This window comes from Tunturiibacter psychrotolerans (assembly GCF_051013365.1).
In the GTDB taxonomy this organism is placed as follows: Bacteria; Acidobacteriota; Terriglobia; order Terriglobales; family Acidobacteriaceae; genus Edaphobacter; species Edaphobacter psychrotolerans_A.
On sequence record NZ_CP132941.1, the window covers coordinates 3071462 to 3089262 of the forward strand.

Genomic DNA, 17801 nt, shown 5'->3' on the forward strand with positions numbered 1-17801 from the left:
GCCTATCTCAACGCCTGATCATCTCTGAACCGATCGCTCCGAGGCCCAATAGTTGCTCCGCGCCGACACCAGCAGCTCCGGATGATGAGCCAGCCGCACCTTGATCGTATGCAACCCCGGCTCCGAAGAGGTCGGCGTAAAACTCAAGACATAGCTATTGTGAAGATGATTCGTCAAAACACCAAGGTCCTGCGTCAGCTCTTGCGCATTATCAAAGCCGCTCCACTCGCCACCAGACAAAGTCGCAACCTCTGCCGACGTATTCTTGCTCATAGCCCCGAGGATCAAACGCAGAGGCTCGCTCAGGTTGAAGTACGCTTTCAACTCCGCGGGGCTTCCCGTATCTCCGCCCTTTGGGTAAGTTCCAACTGTAGGCGGCGTCACATTCCCAACTGTAATCGGTTTATTGGACGGCCCCGGCTCCTTGAACTCCTGTCGCAACGCCGTCTTCTCCGCCGAAAACGTGACGCTGTAAATCGCAGTGTTGGTCTCACCCACCTCCCGCACAACCTCCTTCAGCGGAGTCTTGCTCCCCACATCATGTTCCTGGCTTAGCAACAAAATCGCGCGGCGATTACCCTCAGGCCGCTTCTGAAGCAGATTAAGTCCGTACGCCAGGCTGTCGAAGATCGCGGCTCCTCGATCTCCATTATCAGGATGATCGATGGCATAACCCCATTCCGCCACGTTCGTAGTAAAAGGAGAAGCCGCCTCCGGCTGGCTGTCGAAGTTCACAATCGACACCTCGTTCGGAGCCTCGCCCAGCAACTCCGCAATCATTGTGTCGAGATGCGCATAGCTAGGGAACTGCCCACGCGCATCCCCACCCGTCTGCATCAGCACGACCAGCGAGAGCGGCCGCTTCGTCTCCTCCTCCAGCGTCACCTTCTGCGGAATCCCATTGTCCGTCAGGACAAAATCCTCCGCCCGAAGCGAGTACACAAGATCTTTATCCGGAGTCTGCACCAACGTCGGCACAACCACCAGCGTCGTCGTCGTATGCAGCGTCGTCTGCGCAAACGCAGCGCAACTCCAAACACCAACGAAAGCAGCGAATTTGCGGAGCGTTAGCTTCATCGTGTCTTCGTTAGACGAGTCCGCGGCCCATTGGAATAAGAAGCTAACTAACAATAAAATGCGGAGTCACTCAGCGATCCCCATTGCATAGATGTGAGAAACGCCCACCCGCTTAACTCTGTTTCTTCAGCAGCACGTCAAACGAAAAATGAAGAAAGTTCTCAAGCGGCCTGTCGCTCTTCTCCGCTTTCATTCGCACCAGCGCTCCTTCATAGCTGTTCAGCAGAAACTCCGCCAGAGCATCCGGCCGCGTTGACTTCGCCAGATCGCCCTGTTGGACCGCCTCGCGCAACACATCCGCGATACTCTGCTGCCAGCCCTTGTACACGTCCTGCAGTTCAGACCTCAACCTCGGGCTGTGGTCCGCCACCTCCAGGCTCAGGCTGCCCACCAGGCATCCGCTGATCTCCCCGCGCTGCCCGTAGACGGAGATCAACTCCTCGAAGTATCGTCGCAGCCGCTTCAATGGAGCCACCTTGCGATCCCCAAAAACCTTAGCCGCCCGCTCCATTTCACCACCGGCATAGAGCCGAAAAACCTCTACAGCAAACTCCTCCTTGCTCGGGAAGTAGTGGTAGAAAGAACCCTTGGGCACATTCGCAAGGTCAAGCACCTCCTTCACCCCGGTAGCGGTATACCCGGTCGAACGAAGCCGCTCCAAACCAACCGCCAGCAGATGATCGCGAGTTGAAGGAGTAGAGCTCATAACCAATCAATAATAGACTGGTCGTCTAGACGAGTCAAATTCCCTCCAGAATCTGTTCGTGCTGTTGATTGTCCTTTTTGTTTGTCATCCCGAAGGGATATGCGGTTGCATTTCGGGCCGCTACCTCTTGCGATCTAAAACGTTGCCTTTCCAACGTCTCGAAGGCGCCCGAAAAACCTGTCAAGCCCTCAACCGGTCAAAACCCGCGCCAGACGGGCAGATTCGCGTGGCATATCTACCCCAACCCACCCGGTATAATGAATACAGACGACAAGCCTCGGCGAAAGATGCCGGGGCTTCGTCGTCTTTGCAGCTTGCAACTCCTTCATTCTAAGTATTTTGTGCGTAAGCCCTTTCGATGGAATATTTTGCGGACACGGGCATCCCGCAAGCCAAACAAAAGAAGAGACTTCGCTGCAAAATACCCCACCCCGGGAGGGGGGGAGGGTTACCCAGCGCGTACAAACACGAAGTGCGTCTAAACTGTGGACTCACCAAGATGGTTTATCCAAAGCACCACCCAAAACTCGCCGCAATTCTCCTCGCCGCCACCATCAGCGCGACACAATCTCTCCACGCTTTGCCACAACACACCACCGCTCTCCAGCCTGACAACTCAGCCCCGCACCGCACCCGCCTCATCCTCAAGGACGGCAGCTACCAGGTCATCATGAGCTACCGCGTCGTCGGCGACGTCGTCCACTACATCAGCGCCGAGCGCGGCGGAGCCGAAGAGGAGATCCCCCTCTCCCTCGTAGACCTCGACGCCACCAAGCGCTGGGACCGCCAGCACTCCCAGCCCACCCCCAACGCCGAGAACCCCCAGCCCCCCGCCATTGACCCAGAACTGCTCAAAGAAGAAGCCGACCGCGCTGCCCTCACCCCCGAGGTGGCCAAAGATCTCCGCCTTCCCGAAGAGGACAGCACCCTCGCCCTCGACACCTACCGGGGAACCCCGGAACTGGTTCCCCTGGCCCAAACCGACAGCGACCTCAATCGAAACACCGGCCACAACCTCCTCAAGGCCGCCGTCAATCCGCTCAGCGCGAGCCACCAGATCGTCGAACTCAAAGGCGAATCCTCGCCAATCCAGCTCCACATCAAGGACCCCGTTCTCTACCTCCGCATCGGCGACGAGTCAGTCGGCAACACCGCCGGCACGCCCCTCACGGTCGACACCCACGGCGCCACCAGCCGAGCCGAGAACGACCCCACCGGAGGCTCGCCCAACAGCCGATACGTCATCGTCCGCGCTGACGTGCGCCGGGGCGCCCGTGTCATCGCCAGCTTCCGCATCGGCCTCCTCGGCGGCGGACATCACCAGGAGGATGTGATCGAGACCACCTCCGAGCTCCTACCCGGGGGGCACTGGCTCAAAATAACCCCCAAAGAGCCCCTCGACTTTGGCGAGTTTGCCCTGATGGAGGTTCTCTCAGACAAAGCGGTCAATCTCGGTGTTTGGGACTTCGGCGTCCACCCCGTCTCCCCCGAAAATCGCGACGTCCTCAAGCCCGAACCCCGCCGCGGAGTCACGCTCGAACGCCACACCCCCAACTAACCGGCCACCAGATTGAAATTTGAAGAGATAAATGACTAACTGCGGGGCACCGAATCGCGCTCGAGAAACATCTCCGAAACCGCCCGCCGCGAACCATCGATGGATCTCGTGGCCTCAGCGCGTCCCATCATGCCCTTACCAGCCACCGCGACGTTGTCCCGGGTCACTTTGGCCTCATACATCATCGTGTCCGCGGCACGCAGGATGGTTTGAATCGTATTTCCGTCCTCCGGGTACGTCGCCAGCCCAAAGCTTCCCGAGAGACTGAGCGAAAGACCCGCACCCTCCAGAAAGCGCGCCCCCCTCAGGTCCGCACACAGAGCCATCGTGGTCCCGCTTGCCGCCGCCTTCCCCATCCCTGGCAGTAGTGCAACAAACTCGTCCCCGCCGTAGCGAAAAGCCGCGTTGTTTGGTCCGAGGCTGCGTCTCATCAACCCGCCAATCTCCGCCAGCAAACGACTTCCGATCAGGTGGCCGTGGGTATCATTCACCGATTTGAAGTGGTCCAGATCGACGAACATCAAACTAAACACCTGCCCCCGCGCTACCTCCTGCTCCAGCATGGTGTACAGGTGGCGGGCATTGAAGAGTCCTGTCACGTCGTCCGTGATCGTCAACTCCTGAATCAGCGTCATTGATCGGGCATTCTGAATCGCGATTGCCGCGTAGTCGCACAGAATCCGCAGAAACGAGATCGAATGCTCCGACAACAGATCGAGCTTGCTATTGAGCAGTTGAATCACGCCCAAGGTCTTATTCCCAGACCGCACAGGAACGCATGCTATGGATTGAATCTTCAGGTCAGGATGTTTATTCGCAAACGCGGACCAGTGCGGATCAAGCGCGACATCCGGCACCACCAGTGGATTTCCGGTTGCTGCCACCCAACCCGCCACTCCCTCGCCGAGAGGTACACGCAAACCCTTCAGGCTCTCCGCGTTCTCTCCCACCGCGATCGCGTAATACAGTTCGCCCGATTTTTCGTCCACCATCAGCAGCGACCAGCGCTCAGGCCCGAAGAATTGGGCCATCTTGTTCATAATGGCTCCTAGAATCTCTTCCAGTTCGAGGCTCGAAGTCAGCGCGCGCGCAACGTCATGGAACACTCGAAGGTGATCCATTTGACGACTTTCGATCACTTCAAACTGCCGCCTGTCCTTCAATCTCTGGCCCTCATTCACAAATGTGCATTTTCTTGCACATTTCAGATATCAGCGTCTCACAGCTCTCCTAATAATTCAATAAAGTCGACGACAGATACACTCCGCGACGGCATGACTCATCCGCCGATATGAACCATGCTGCGCGATGGCTTTTCAAAACCGGGCTCACCAATGTGATGACGTGCTTCTTTGCGCATTACGGTCTTGCGGATATACGCAGCTAATTCCTCGTCCGTTCCGCCTCGCAGCATCTCACCATACAAGTCGTGGTCGCTCTGCGAGAACAGACAAGTCCGTATCTTTCCGTCCGAGGTCAACCTCACTCGGCTGCAGTGGCCGCAAAATGGACGCGACACTGGCGCGATAATCCCTATCTCCCCCAAGCCATCGTCAAAGGTGAATCGTTTCGCCGTTTCGCTGGCCGCATGTGGTGCCAGCTCCACCAACGGACGGTACGCATTCAACCGCTCTACGATCTCGTCCATCGATACGACTGACTCTCTCTTCCAGCTTCGATCCTCCTCGAGCGGCATCCACTCGATGAACCGCACGATGACACCCTCTTGCCGAGAGAACTCCGCGAATTGTTCAATCTGTCCATCGTTGAACCCGCGAAGCAACACACAGTTCACCTTGACTGGTCCCAGTCCCACGGCCCGCGCCTTACGAATTCCCGCCAGCACCTTTTCGTAACTTCGCGGCACGCGGGTGATCGCACTGAACGTCTCTGCATCCACCGCATCCATGCTTACAGTCACGCGATTCAACCCCGCGTCCTTGAGCGGTTGGGCCAATCCCTCCAGCAGATGTCCGTTTGTGGTCAACGCGATATCCAGCGGTGCGCCGTTGCCTCCGGCGAAGCTTCCGTCTGGCATAAACGCCGTTCGCATCTCAGCCAGCTCACGAAGCATACTGACTAGACCTGAGCGCAGCAGCGGCTCGCCTCCGGTCAGTCTCACCTTTTCCACTCCCAGCGAGACAAAGACGCGCACCATTCTCAGGTAATCTTCAATCGAAAGCTCGGTGTACTGAGCTCCTTCGTTTCCTGTCCGGCAATAGACGCACTTGTAGTTACAGCGGTCAGTCACTGAGACGCGCAGATCGGTAATGGACCTGCCAAACTTATCTCGCAGTCTGCCCTGAACCTGAAAAGCCTGCTCTTCCGGCTCCAGAATCGCGGTATTTCCATGGCCAATCATCAAGAGACGTACCCAGTGCCATCTACTTCATTTCTATACATTCTTTAGATGCAATCACTCAGCCAGCGAACCAATATCACGAAAATTTCTGACAGAATCAGTTGTCGACGAGACGACTGTATTCAAGCCATACCCATCGTGCGTTAGTTCCTTCGTAATGCAAAGTTTTGTTGTGGTGCTCGGTGAATCCTCCCGGAACACGGCTTCAGCCGCAGCACAACTCGACGACCGGGTCACATCTACGAAAGCGCAGTAAAGGAACAGTTTCAGCGGCCGCAATCTTTCAAGGCGCAGGATATCAGCAACTCTGCCCTTGAAGACAGCGTTTTTATTGCGCACAGGCCATGTGGCACAGATGGCCTGTGCGTTCTGAACTTTCGAAAGCTTAGTAGCTGATGAACTCGTTGCTGCCGCGCTTCAGCCGAATTCCGACGATGCCAAAGACCAGTGCAGCGGTGAGAGTGATCGCATTCCAGTAGACAACCGGATGAGCCCAGCCTGGCGACAATGTCAGATCCTGCCCGCTCCACAAAGTCAGCAGGGTAGCCACGATCAGGCTCTGAAAGCAAAGCACCAGAAAGAGTTGGCCGCGACGACGCCGCTTATCCAGAAGTTCCACCTCGTCCGGCGTTAAATTGCGTTCTTCGATTGGAAGCAGTGTATTCGCCATTGCGTTCTTGGTCTCCGGGTCTTTCCTATTCAAATTCACTCAGACGCTGACCTACGCGTCACTTTCGTATTAAATCACAGCTGGCCCGGATCGACCGAGACGACAGGGAAAAGTCTTTTTCAGCGATCCAAATCAGACTCTAACTGTCAGGCTAAATAGCTAAATAAACGCTACCGATTGAATTCCCACCACGTCGAAGCGCTTGCGGCATCGGACATTCTTGCAGCCCATCGGGTCATCGCGCCGAACCATGTAGCTCTGAGCCTTGGCAAAACGAGCCCGGTCGCGATCGTCCGCACCCCGCGGCAGGTGAGCCTTCTTCCGCCGCACCACCCACTCGATCTGGTACTCCCCCTGCTGTCCACAGTGGGGACAGGTCATCACATGAGTTCGCTGTTCCGCCCGCTCATCAAAAAAATCCCGCTCTTCCATCCAGCACCTCATCTGGTCTTCGACGATCCAGCCAGTCGAATCTCCTCTGCAATCCTGCCTGAGAAGTCCCCTCACAAGCAAGAGTCATGCATAATCACGCATGGGGCCTGAGCCCAGAATCGAGGCGGGAAGGAAACCAGATGAGCAAGCCCAAAAAACAGCTCTTTTCTAAAATCAAGGCCGTGAAAGCTAACGCCCGCGAACGCGTCGGCACCCCACCAGCAGAGCGCGTCCTGCCCGATCCCAAACAAAAGCTGGCCGCCAAGCCGAAGCACAAACGCACCCTCGCCGACTTACTCAACTTCTCAGGAGAAGATCAATGAAAGTCCTCCGCCTCGCTCCGTTTCTCCTCTGTGCTACCTTTCTCGCCATGATGGCACCAGCACAGACGATTCAAGTCAGCAAAGAAAACCGCACGATTGCAATTACCGCGACCGATAAGGTGATTGTTCTCGCCGATATCGCGACCCTCCACATCGGCTTCATCGCCTATGGCCCGGACAGCGACTCCGCCTACGCCGCCGGCTCCCACACCTCGAATGCCATCATCAAGGCACTGACGACAGCCGGTGTTCCAAACGACTCCATCGAGAGCGAAAACCAGAACGTCTCCCCGGTGCAGGAGTATCAGATCGACAAACTAACGCCAGCCGAAAAGGCCCAGCGCAAGTTTCAAGTCACGCAAAGCTGGACCGTCCGTACCAATGCCGACGACGCAGCCAAGGTCCTCGACGTCGCAGTGAAGGCCGGCGCCAACCAATCCGGCCAAATAGACTGGAGCCTCAAGGACGAAAACTCTTCACAGTCCGAAGCGGCCTCCAAAGCACTCCAGCGCGCCCGTACGGTGGCCGCCGAGATGGCCAAAAGCCTCAACACAAACCTCGGAGCACTCCTTTACGCCAGCAACGAGACCCAGGCCGAACCTCCGAGTCCGGTCGTCATGCGGGCCATGCCTGCAGCTCGTACGGCGCAAAAGGTAGAACCTCTCGCCATCAATCCCCGCCGGATCGAAAAAACCGCCACCGTCTATGCCGTCTTCGCCATAGAATAGGCGCACCAAAGTTTCGCCAGTCCGCAACCGGACGAAAGACAGCGAGGGAATCATGCCAATTCACACTTACCGCGAACTTAAACCCACTCCCGAAGCTGAGGCCCTGTACCGCCGCTGGCTGGCCAAGCTCAACGACGAGTTCACCCGCCAGCAGTCTCCCGAGCGACGCTCCGAAATTGTCCGCGACGAGCTCTACCAGATCTACTTCGGACGGCCCCACGGCGGCCACATCAAGGCTGTTCTCAACAGCGAACTCGCCATGTACTGTCTCTCCGAGAGCTTCGACCCCCGCAATATCACCCTCGAACCCGAGTACTACGGCGACGTCGACGTTGAGCAGTACGCCATCCGCAAGCCGCTCATCTGGTTCTGGCAGATGTTCGACCGCTCTCCCCTCGGCCTCAATCACTGGCTTGGCTTCCGCTTCCGGTGCATGCTGGGCCGCCACATCTTCCGCCACCTCGGCAAGCACGTCAAAATCTTCCACAACGTTGAGTTCACTTACGGGTACAACCTCACCATCGAAGACTCGTGCACCATCCACAAGAACGTCCTGCTCGACGATCGCGGCGAGATCATCCTGCATGAAGGCACCAGCGTCTCCGACTACGCCAATGTCTACTCGCACACCCATGACATTAATAACCAGTCCAACATCACGAACAAGGTGACGGAGCTTGGCCCTCGTGCTCGCATCACCTACCACGCTACCGTCCTCGCCGGAGCCAACATCGGCGAAGATGCCATGCTCGGTGCCATGGGCCTGGCCACCAAACCCGTCCCTCAGGAGACCGTCTCGGTAGGGATCCCAGCCAAGGCAAAGATCCGCAAACAAGCCGGCCAACTAGCGGCAGAGACTCTCTAAAAATCAGGCTGATTGGGCCCAAGCTTGCCATTGCGAACGTTATTCCGACCACCTCTCGCAGTGCATCGCGAGAGGTGGCCGAACGCGATCACTCCATCTTTACGTTCTCCTCACGCGAACTTCAGTAGACTTGGACCTGTATGAATCAGGAAGTTGTCCTTATCGTCTTTCAGGTCGTCGTTCTGGTCCTGGCCTTCAGCATCCATGAGTCCGCGCACGCCTGGACCGCCTGGCGTCTCGGCGATCCCACTGCGAAGATGCTTGGCCGTGTCACCCTCAACCCGCTCAAGCATCTTGATCCGTTCGGATCTGTCCTCATGCCGCTGCTGGCTCTCGTCTATCACTGGCCGCTCATCGGCTGGGCGAAGCCGACGCCTGTTACCGCCCGCAACTTCAAGAACTACAGGCGGGACGATATCCTCGTCACTCTCGCGGGTCCGGCCAGCAACCTGCTATCTGCTACAGTCGCGCTCATTTTGCTGATACTCATGAAACACCTGGTTCCTGGCGGTGTTATCGCGATTGGAACGGCTATGGCACTGGCTTCGCACATTCCTGGAATCGCCACTGACAACCTGCCTGCCCTCTTTCCCATCGCGCTCTTTCTTTATTTCGTCATTCTGATCAATCTGCTTCTCTTCGTCTTCAACCTGATCCCGATCCCGCCGCTTGATGGAAGCCACGTTTTGCGGCATTTTCTGCCGTATCGGGCCCTTCAGGTTTATGACCGCGTTGGGATGTTCGGCATGATCATCCTGTTTCTGGTGGGTGGCAGCTTTATCTTCAGCGTCTTCTTTACTCCTTTGCTGAACACCTTCAACCACATTCTGTTCACGTTGTAGCGCCCTCTTTTTGCAAAAAAAATTCGTGAGGCTGGCGGACGGGAATTTGCGCAGTTTCTTGAGTTTTTGAGGGGGTTTTTGGAAAAAGTGGGTGGTTGGGGATGGTTTTTTGCTGGTGAGAACGTGGTGGGATGCGTGGTAAACGTGGTGTTTTGACAGTCGTTTTTTAAGAGCCGAAAAATACGCCAACTTTTTGAACTTTTTTTCTGCCAACTCCTTTTGACCGTTGCGGCTAATCCTTGGAGCGTGCCCAACCATAGTCTGTCCCAATCATTTACCCTTGCATTTGATCGCAATGACAGAAAACACCAACGGCACCCTGACCTCCTTACGTCCCCGCGTCCTTAGCGGCATGCGACCCACCGGCCGACTTCACCTCGGCAATTACATGGGCGCGCTCTACAACTGGGTCAAGCTCCAGCACGAGTACGATTGCTACTTCTTCATCGCCGACCTTCACGCTCTGACGACCGATTACGCCGACCCAACCTCCCTCCGCGAGAGTATCCGCGATGTGGCCCTCGACTTTCTCTCTGCCGGGCTCGATCCGGAGGTCTGCACGGTCTTCATCCAGTCGCACGTTCCTCAGCATGCCGAGCTCTTCACGCTGTTCAGCATGTTTACGCCGCTGCCCTGGCTTGAGCGCGTCCCCACGTATAAGGACCAGCAGGAGCAGCTCCGCGAGAAGGACCTGAACACCTACGGCTTCCTCGGCTATCCCCTCCTTCAATCGGCCGACATCCTCCTCTACCAGCCCGACTACGTCCCCGTGGGTCAGGATCAGGTCGCTCACGTCGAGCTCACACGCGAGGTCGCTCGCCGCTTCAACTCCCTCTACTGCTCGCAGCCGACTCCGGCCATCGAGAAGGCGCGCGAAGACCACTCCGACAAGGAGATCCTCACTGCAGAGCTCTCCGCCAACAGCGTGATAACCGGCATTCTGCCCGAACCCAAAGTTCTGCTCACGCCTTCGCCCAAACTCCCCGGGCTCGATGGGCGCAAGATGTCGAAGAGCTACGGCAACACCATCATGCTCTCTGAGCCCGAGGCCGACCTTCGCGCCAAGCTCAAGACCATGGTCACCGATCCGGCGCGTATCCGCCGCACCGACGTCGGCAACCCCGACATCTGCCCCGTCTTCGACCTCCACAAGGTCTTCTCCACCGAAGAGAAGCAGCAGGAGGTTCGTCAGGGTTGCACGACCGCAGGCATCGGCTGCATCGAGTGCAAGGGCTGGCTTGCCGACGCCATCGTTCGCGAGATCGCCCCCATCCAGGAGCGCCGCCGTGCCCTTGAGGCCGACCCCGGCCAGGTCGATGCCATCCTCTGGGACGGCTCTGCCCGCGCCCGTCACCGTGCGATCCAGACGCTCCAGCACGTTCGCCAGGCCATCGGCCTCGAGTAACGACATGCCCGACGAAACCCTCCCTCCCGAATTCGCCGCCGACGAGCCCAGACCCGACGAGCATCCTGTCGAAGCGTCTGAGGATGCAGTCTCTCAAGGCGCAGTCTCCGAAGACGCTGCTTCGCCGGACGAGATCACTCCCGGTGCCAACGAACCCTTCGCGCTGCAACATCCGCCTGTGCCGCCATCGCCAGAACCAAAGCGTCCAGCGAAGGACAAAGAGAAAGAAGAGGCGTCGCAGTCTCCTTTTTCGGTGACGGTAGGCCAGGTCTATGACGGCCCTCTCGACCTTCTGCTCGACCTGATCCGCAAGCAGAATATCGACATCTACGACATTCCCATCGCGCGCATCACCAGCCAGTTCCTCGAGTACACCCACCATCTCAAGCAGGTCGACGTCGACGCAGCCGGCGAGTTCATCTACATGGCTTCGCTGCTGATCCATATCAAGTCGAAGACGTTGCTGCCACGCGATCCCTCCGACGTTCTCAGTGGTGATCCAGAGGACCCACGCCGCGAGCTGGTCGAGCGTCTCCTCGAGCACGAGCGCTTCAAAGCTGCCGCGCAGATGCTTCTCCAGAAGCAACAGATCGAAGAAGCCACGTGGACCAACTCAGGCTTGAAGAACTTCCGCCGCGATATCGGCGAAGCGGGTGCTCCCACCCTCGATGAGGACCGTGAGATCGCAGCCGATACGGTCGATCTCGTTCGCGTCTTTCAGGACATCCTCATTCGCCTTCGCGAGCGGCCCATCCTCAACGTCGACGAAGAGTCCGTCACGGTCGCGCAGATGATCGACTACGTCAAACGCCGTTTGCTGATGGAAGACAAGCCTGTCAGCCTGAAGCGCCTGCTCCATAACACCCATACGGAGCGAGCGCTGATCTGCATGTTTCTCGCGATGTTGGAGCTTGTGCGGCTGCAGGCTGTTTTACTGCACCAACCGGTTCTGCAGGGCGACATTCTGATCAAGAAGACCGAAAACTTCGATCAGGTCCTGACCGATCAGGCACAGGCTCGCGACGATTGGCGCTAGGTGAGCTTTAACGCCTTGCCCTGCGGCGAACCGCAGTCGTGAACCAGACCAGACCGGTTCCTACCAGCAGGAAGCTGGCGGGCTCGGGAATCGGCGACACCGAAGTATCGATTGCCTCGTATATCTCCTCATTCACGCCGTCGGCAAAGGCAAAGTCGCCGGTTGAATTCATAAAGGCCTGGTCCGCCGAACCACCGTGCAGGAACGAAAAGTCCCCTTCGGCTCCAGCGTAGACTCCGTTCGGATCGCCGTTGGCGTTATAGGCCGTGCCCAATCCAGCGAAGCCTTTGTTGCAGACTGCCTTGAAGGCACTGAATCCGGTCGGGGTCGCGCTACAGGGGGTTCCGTCATCGTAGACGAGATCGGGTGCCGACGAGGAAGGAGTTCCAGCCACGCCATCGTCGTAGGTCACGTAACAAGTGAAGCTCGCAAAGCCGCATCCGAAGCTTTGAGTCACTACGACATCGCCGGCCTTGTCCAAGCCGTAGATGTTCCGGCCATTGGCAGTTCCGAGATCCAAGATCGTGTAGGTATCCGCGTGGGCCGCTTTCGGGCCGAGAAAAAGGGCGCCTGCCAGGAGCGCTACCAAGGCGCTCAACCGCTGTGCAGTGATGTTCATAGAAAGACCCCCCGAGAAGCTGAATTATAGTACCGGACTCTGCTCACCGCGACGAACAATAGTTGTAGCGAAGCTGTAGGGACGGACCCCACTAAAAGCTGGCCTGTCACCGTTTCGAAGGAATGGTGCTCAGCCTGGCCTGTCCGTTACAACTACCGGCGTACTGATGAACTCGCTTTTGGAGCGGAACCCAACTCTCGCTCTCAAAAGCGGCTCCATTGCAAATCATTGCAAACAATCACTCATTAGGCGGCAGCACCATCTATCTCTTCGGCCGGCCAGTGGCCTCCGCGAGCAAAAGAAGCATATGTTTCACACATCTGTAACACTCCATTCGCATTCCCGGCCTATCGTCAGCTCACGCACTCATCTTGAATCTAGGCGAAATCATATGGCTACTCCTGTAATACACCCCACCGGCTCATTACTTGACCAGAAGATGGGAAAATCGTCGCCCGGCAAGATCGGCGGCATAATCTTTGGCATACTGCTGCTCGGCGGCCTCGGCTATATTGCCAACCGCTTGTACTCCGATCTTCTTCCCGTCCACGAGGGCTCCTGGTTCCCCTATTTTCTACTCGGGGTCGCCCTTCTGATCGCGCTCGGCTTTGAGTTCGTCAACGGCTTCCACGACACCGCCAACGCCGTCGCCACCGTCATCTACACCCACGCGCTCGAGCCGCACGTCGCAGTCGTGTGGTCCGGCCTCTGGAACTTCATCGGCGTGCTGACCAGCTCCGGTGCCGTCGCGTTTGCCATCATCTCGCTTCTTCCCGTCGAACTCATTTTGAAGGTGAGCAAAGGCTCCGGCTTTGCGATGGTCTTTGCGTTGCTGATCGCAGCCATCCTATGGAACCTCGCTACCTGGTGGAAGGGGCTTCCCGCGTCGAGCTCTCACACGATGATCGGCTCGATCATCGGTGTCGGCGTGGCGAACCAGTTGATGCATGGCAGCAGCGGCGTAAGCGGCGTTGACTGGGACCAGGTCACGAAGGTCTTCAAAGCACTCCTGATCTCGCCTTTGGTTGGCTTCGGCTGCGCGGCCCTCGTCTTCCTCTTGTTCAAGGCGCTTCTCAAGGACCCACGCCTCTACACGGCACCGGAAGGCAAAGCGCCACCACCGTTCTATATCCGCGCTCTCCTCGTGCTGACCTGCACCGGCGTCAGCTTCGCCCACGGCTCGAACGACGGTCAGAAGGGCATGGGTCTTATCATGCTCATCCTCGTCGGCACGGTGCCCACTGCCTATGCGCTTAACCACACTGTCGGCGCCAGCCAGGTACAGACGTTTGCTGCAGTCTCTCAGCAGGTTATCGGTGCCGTTGGCAACTACCTCGATCCCAACACCACGGTTGCGGACAGCGGGCCGGAGCTTGAAGAGTTCGTCAGCACCCATAAGTTCTCGCCTCACACCATGCTTGCCCTGCAGGAGATGGTTGGCGACATCCGCAACGAGGCTACCCAGTACGGCTCTCTCGGCGCGGTGCCTTCGAACATGCAGGCCAACGTTCGCAACCAGATGTATCTGACCAGCGAGACGCTGCGCCTGATGCCGAAGTACGGTCCCAAGGTCAGCGATGCCGATCAGAAGGTCCTCAAGAACTACAAAGGCATGCTGGACAACTCGACCAAGTTCATTCCTCCTTGGGTGAAGGTTGCGGTTGCGCTCGCGCTTGGCCTCGGAACGATGATCGGCTGGAAGCGCATCGTCGTTACGGTTGGCGAAAAGATCGGCAAGACGCACCTGACGTACGCACAGGGGCTCTCCGCTGAACTGGTTGCCATGCTGACCATTCTCGCTGCCGATCAGTACGGCCTGCCTGTGAGTACGACGCATGTGCTTTCGTCGGGCGTGGCTGGCACCATGGCTGCGAATAAGAGCGGTCTGCAGATGTCTACCCTCCGCGATATCGCGCTCGCCTGGGTCTTCACCCTGCCGGTGGCGGCGATTCTGTCAGGCTGCCTGTTCTGGCTCTTCAATACCGTCGCAAAATAGTTCTTCAAAGAATGCAACAAGGGGTTGGCCCGCACTCAGCGGGCCTTCTCTTTTGGCGACGGCTGATTTTGGCGTCTTTGAAGCGTTTTTGAAGCCGGGAAGCATTTGCGCTTCGTGCGGCTCGAGCCTTTCCAGCGACTTATCCACGTCGTCAGAGCAATGACCTCGAGCGTTGGTATGCTTAGAAGTACACCAACGACACTATGAGCCTTAAAGCAAAGATCGAAGCCGTCATCTACGCCTCAGAAGAACCAGTAACGCTGGCCCAGCTCGCCGGTCTCCTCGGCCATGAAGCCCAGGCCGAGCTTGACCATCTTGACGCAGCTCAGCACTCCCTGGCGCTCGAGGAGGGCACCGACTCATCTCTCGCGTCACTCCCTGTTGATGAGGACGATCTCAACAGTGAAGTGCTCTCGAGCGTTACCGATGGAGGCAGTTCTAACGCCGAGGCGCCGACGGAGGAGGAGATCGAGGCCCATTATGCCGAATCCTTTGACCGGCATCTCCATGAAGCGGCCGCGCAAGAAGCTGCCCATGCACGGGCGATACGCGAGCACAACGCTGCAGACTCTGCCGCCATGAGCTCGGCCGAAGATCTCGAAGTTCGTCTCGAAGCCCACCCGGATACTCCGACCGATCACAATAACCTCGCCACAGAAACGTCTTCCCATGAGGCCTCGCAACCGTCCGTCGAAGCGGATCAGGAGAGCCAGCCTGCCGGCGAGCACCTACCGGCAGAAAAGGACGAGAAGAAGCTCGCACGCGAGGCCAAAGAGAAAGAGCGGCGTCTTCGCGAGTATTTCCGCAGAATTCTCGACCAGCTCATCGCTGACTACGCCACCTCTGACCGCGGCCTTGAGATCCGCGAGGTGGCCGGCGGCTACCGTCTCGCCACTAAGCCCGAGTACCACGACGCTGTCCGGGGCTTCGTCAAATCACTCAAGCCGCCTCTGAAGCTCTCGCTCCAAGCCCTCGAGACCCTCGCCGTCGTCGCCTACAAGCAACCCGTTACCGCCCCTGAAGTCTCCGAAATACGCGGAGTCGACTCGGGCGGAGTCCTTGGCTCTCTGATGACGCGCAAACTGGTCGCCACGGCTGGCCGCAAACAGGTCATCGGACGCCCCATCCTCTATAAAACCACCAGGGATTTCCTTCTCCGCTTCGGCCTCAAAGACATCAACGAGCTTCCAAGCATCGAAGAGTTTGAGAAGATGGCCGGCGAGCTGGCCGAGCAGGAGGAAATACCCATGGAACACCACGCCCCCGAGACCTCAAACGACCTCGAACGCGAGAAGAACGAGACCGAGCCCCAAGCCGACGGCGACAGCGGCGAGTCAACAGCCGACGAAGCCATCGTCGACGGGCGACTCTCTGGGCTGGCCCCCAACTACGACACGGACCAACCCGTGGATGGAGAGGACTCCCCCGCGCTTGACGCTGAGATTCAAAGGGATCAGCAGCACGAATCCGAGGAGGGCTGATGACCGCTTCGAATCTAGATCCGAAACCCGATCCTCGGGATTCTCCCGACAGTCCGGAAGACGACGAGCCAGACACGGTGGCCACCCCCGAGGGCGATGCCGAGGATCTGCCCGACGCTCCCCTCAAGCCAGCCCCAAAGGGTATGCAGCGCACCCGCGCCATCGACACAAACAAGCTCTAGCGGATAAATAAAATAGCCGGACCGGAAGCGCTCAAACACAAAGCCTCTGGTACGCTGTTTGCGGTTCTTCCGGACCTGAGTTCACGCGATGGGGACTCTCCGATCTGCCGCACACCATCCGGCCACGGGTACTTCATGACTGCTCTGATGACCGCAATACCTGCGCAACCGAATCCCGAACTCTACTCCCACGTCAAAGTCGTCATCTCGATCATCGTTGGCCTTTGCATCACAACCCTGCTCAAAGGTTTCGCGCAGTTTGTTCAGCACCCCCGTCGCAACAAAGTCTCAATCCTGCATCTCGGCTGGGCAGCGTCGCTTCTGCTCGCGATGATCCACTTCTGGTGGTGGGAGTTTCGCCTCTCCATGATCCAGCAGTGGACCTTCGAGATCTACTTCTTCGTCATTCTCTACGCGATCCTCTTCTACTTTCTCAGCACACTCCTCTTCCCATCGGATCTGGCGGATTACACGGGCTATGAAGATTACTTCCTCTCGCGTCGCCGGTGGTTCTTCGGCTTCCTTGCCGCTACCTTTGTCGCTGACGTTATCGACACCAGCCTTAAGGGTTCCGCCTACCTCCACTCGTTCGGCATCGAGTACCCGATACGCATCACCGCCAGCATCATCCTCTGCATCATCGCGATGATCACAAAAAATCGTCGAACGCAGCTAACCCTTCTTACCCTGTATGTCCTCTATCAAATCTCCCTGATCGTGCGCGTCTACGCCACTGAGTAGTGCAGGACGATGACATCTTCCTGCTCAAGCCCACAGCCTTCGACGCGCCATCACCATCAGTCCTGCGAGACCGGAGCCAAGCAGAATGAAACTCGAAGGTTCAGGCACCACGCTCTCGTTGATCGTAATGCTATTGATGACGAGAGATTGCGCCTCATCCACCACATCAGGAAAGACGACCGCATCGATATTGGTCCAGTTCAGGATCGGGTCCCCGGTGATGGGATCGGAAGGTCCTCCAGTGTTCCCCTCGTCCACCAGGACGCCTTTTCTGTATCCATAAAACTCAATACCGGGATCCAGTTCAAGATTCATGGTGTTCAGCGTGAACGTCGCTCCAGAGGTTGAATAGAACTCAGCAGTGTCGGGCGAATAGGGAAGAAAGTACGGATAGGGGGGAGGCTCGAAGGGATAGTAACCGGCGTAGATATATTCAGTCCCCGGAATGATCATGTTGTTCTGGTCCGTAAAGCCCGTGACGTAGAAGTCGTAAAACGTCAGGGGCCCGACAGGAGAAAAGAGCGGGTCCGCTTGATAGGGGTTTGCCTGCCCGAGAAACGTAATCGTCTCTGAAGAACCGAATCGGCTGGCGAGGAACATCACAAACAGAATGGCGGTGACGCGGAGTGATCTGGTCATGTTTTTCTCCCCTTGAAAAAGAGCGAACCAGACACCAGGACAAGTGCCGCAGAGTCAAAGCGTATGCGTGAACGATTTCCTATCTCGTGGCCTGGAGTCTCAGCACGGGATTAATTGAGTTCGCGCCGATTCTAAACCG

The 17801-nt window shown here is 57.6% G+C and carries 19 protein-coding genes; 11 read left to right on the forward strand and 8 right to left on the reverse strand.

Features of this window, described 5'->3' with window-relative positions:
* Positions 1 to 18: 18 nt before the first annotated feature.
* Both RBB76_RS12800 and RBB76_RS12805 read right to left on the reverse strand, forming a co-directional pair.
* The gene (locus tag RBB76_RS12800; RefSeq protein ID WP_429631551.1) at positions 19 to 1077 is read right to left on the reverse strand and encodes a VWA domain-containing protein; all 1059 of its coding nucleotides are present in this window, start codon (positions 1075 to 1077) and stop codon (positions 19 to 21) included.
* A gap of 112 nt (positions 1078 to 1189) precedes the next feature.
* On the reverse strand, positions 1190 to 1783 hold the full coding sequence (locus RBB76_RS12805; RefSeq protein ID WP_429631549.1) for a TetR family transcriptional regulator C-terminal domain-containing protein: 594 nt from the start codon (positions 1781 to 1783) through the stop codon (positions 1190 to 1192).
* A 499-nt stretch (positions 1784 to 2282) separates the two neighbouring features.
* On the opposite strand from RBB76_RS12805, the gene RBB76_RS12810 reads away from it, so the two are divergent.
* Entirely contained in the window at positions 2283 to 3341 is a 1059-nt protein-coding gene (locus RBB76_RS12810; protein WP_429631547.1) for a hypothetical protein, read from the forward strand.
* Positions 3342 to 3376: 35 nt separating this feature from the next.
* Here RBB76_RS12810 and RBB76_RS12815 read toward each other — a convergent pair whose 3' ends face one another.
* The 4 genes from RBB76_RS12815 to RBB76_RS12830 form a co-directional block, all read right to left on the reverse strand.
* Entirely contained in the window at positions 3377 to 4462 is a 1086-nt protein-coding gene (locus RBB76_RS12815) for a diguanylate cyclase domain-containing protein (RefSeq protein WP_429631546.1), read from the reverse strand.
* A 158-nt stretch (positions 4463 to 4620) separates the two neighbouring features.
* Entirely contained in the window at positions 4621 to 5703 is a 1083-nt protein-coding gene (gene moaA / locus RBB76_RS12820) for a GTP 3',8-cyclase MoaA (RefSeq protein ID WP_429631920.1), read from the reverse strand.
* Between the two features lie 385 nt (positions 5704 to 6088).
* Positions 6089 to 6373 (reverse strand): hypothetical protein, encoded by a 285-nt coding sequence (locus RBB76_RS12825; protein ID WP_429631544.1) that lies wholly within the window; start codon positions 6371 to 6373, stop codon positions 6089 to 6091.
* A gap of 159 nt (positions 6374 to 6532) precedes the next feature.
* Positions 6533 to 6805 carry a hypothetical protein gene (locus RBB76_RS12830; protein ID WP_429631542.1) on the reverse strand — a complete coding sequence of 91 codons (273 nt, stop codon included), beginning with the start codon at positions 6803 to 6805 and terminating at the stop codon, positions 6533 to 6535.
* A gap of 140 nt (positions 6806 to 6945) precedes the next feature.
* Here RBB76_RS12830 and RBB76_RS12835 point away from each other — a divergent pair, with 140 nt between their 5' ends.
* The 6 genes from RBB76_RS12835 to RBB76_RS12860 all read left to right on the forward strand — a co-directional run bounded on the left by RBB76_RS12835 (position 6946) and on the right by RBB76_RS12860 (position 12004).
* The gene (locus RBB76_RS12835; protein WP_429631540.1) at positions 6946 to 7128 is read left to right on the forward strand and encodes a hypothetical protein; all 183 of its coding nucleotides are present in this window, start codon (positions 6946 to 6948) and stop codon (positions 7126 to 7128) included.
* The gene (locus RBB76_RS12840; protein ID WP_429631538.1) at positions 7125 to 7856 is read left to right on the forward strand and encodes an SIMPL domain-containing protein; all 732 of its coding nucleotides are present in this window, start codon (positions 7125 to 7127) and stop codon (positions 7854 to 7856) included. Before RBB76_RS12835 ends, RBB76_RS12840 begins: the two co-directional genes overlap by 4 nt.
* Positions 7857 to 7908: 52 nt before the next feature.
* A complete protein-coding gene (locus RBB76_RS12845; RefSeq protein ID WP_429631536.1) occupies positions 7909 to 8721 on the forward strand; it encodes an acyltransferase in 813 nt (270 codons plus the stop codon).
* Between the two features lie 140 nt (positions 8722 to 8861).
* Positions 8862 to 9563, forward strand: a complete 702-nt coding sequence (locus RBB76_RS12850; protein ID WP_429631534.1) for a site-2 protease family protein — start codon at positions 8862 to 8864, stop codon at positions 9561 to 9563.
* A 295-nt stretch (positions 9564 to 9858) separates the two neighbouring features.
* A complete protein-coding gene (trpS, locus tag RBB76_RS12855; RefSeq protein ID WP_429631533.1) occupies positions 9859 to 10968 on the forward strand; it encodes a tryptophan--tRNA ligase in 1110 nt (369 codons plus the stop codon).
* Positions 10969 to 10972: 4 nt separating this feature from the next.
* Positions 10973 to 12004 (forward strand): segregation and condensation protein A, encoded by a 1032-nt coding sequence (locus RBB76_RS12860; RefSeq protein WP_429631531.1) that lies wholly within the window; start codon positions 10973 to 10975, stop codon positions 12002 to 12004.
* Between the two features lie 7 nt (positions 12005 to 12011).
* On the opposite strand, the gene RBB76_RS12865 is transcribed toward RBB76_RS12860, so the two are convergent.
* Entirely contained in the window at positions 12012 to 12623 is a 612-nt protein-coding gene (locus RBB76_RS12865; protein ID WP_429631529.1) for a PEP-CTERM sorting domain-containing protein, read from the reverse strand.
* A gap of 391 nt (positions 12624 to 13014) precedes the next feature.
* Here RBB76_RS12865 and RBB76_RS12870 point away from each other — a divergent pair, with 391 nt between their 5' ends.
* From RBB76_RS12870 to RBB76_RS12885, 4 genes are all read left to right on the forward strand, one after another.
* Positions 13015 to 14619 (forward strand): inorganic phosphate transporter, encoded by a 1605-nt coding sequence (locus tag RBB76_RS12870; RefSeq protein ID WP_429631527.1) that lies wholly within the window; start codon positions 13015 to 13017, stop codon positions 14617 to 14619.
* 203 nt (positions 14620 to 14822) lie between these two features.
* Positions 14823 to 16100 (forward strand): SMC-Scp complex subunit ScpB, encoded by a 1278-nt coding sequence (scpB, locus tag RBB76_RS12875; protein ID WP_429631525.1) that lies wholly within the window; start codon positions 14823 to 14825, stop codon positions 16098 to 16100.
* A complete protein-coding gene (locus RBB76_RS12880) occupies positions 16100 to 16282 on the forward strand; it encodes a hypothetical protein (protein WP_429631523.1) in 183 nt (60 codons plus the stop codon). The genes scpB and RBB76_RS12880 overlap by 1 nt, the downstream gene beginning before the upstream one ends.
* 135 nt (positions 16283 to 16417) lie before the next feature.
* Complete coding sequence (locus RBB76_RS12885) at positions 16418 to 17023, forward strand: hypothetical protein (protein ID WP_429631521.1); 606 nt, start codon at positions 16418 to 16420, stop codon at positions 17021 to 17023.
* Positions 17024 to 17047: 24 nt separating this feature from the next.
* Here RBB76_RS12885 and RBB76_RS12890 read toward each other — a convergent pair whose 3' ends face one another.
* Positions 17048 to 17662 (reverse strand): PEP-CTERM sorting domain-containing protein, encoded by a 615-nt coding sequence (locus RBB76_RS12890; protein ID WP_429631520.1) that lies wholly within the window; start codon positions 17660 to 17662, stop codon positions 17048 to 17050.
* Between the last annotated feature and the right edge of the window lie 139 nt (positions 17663 to 17801).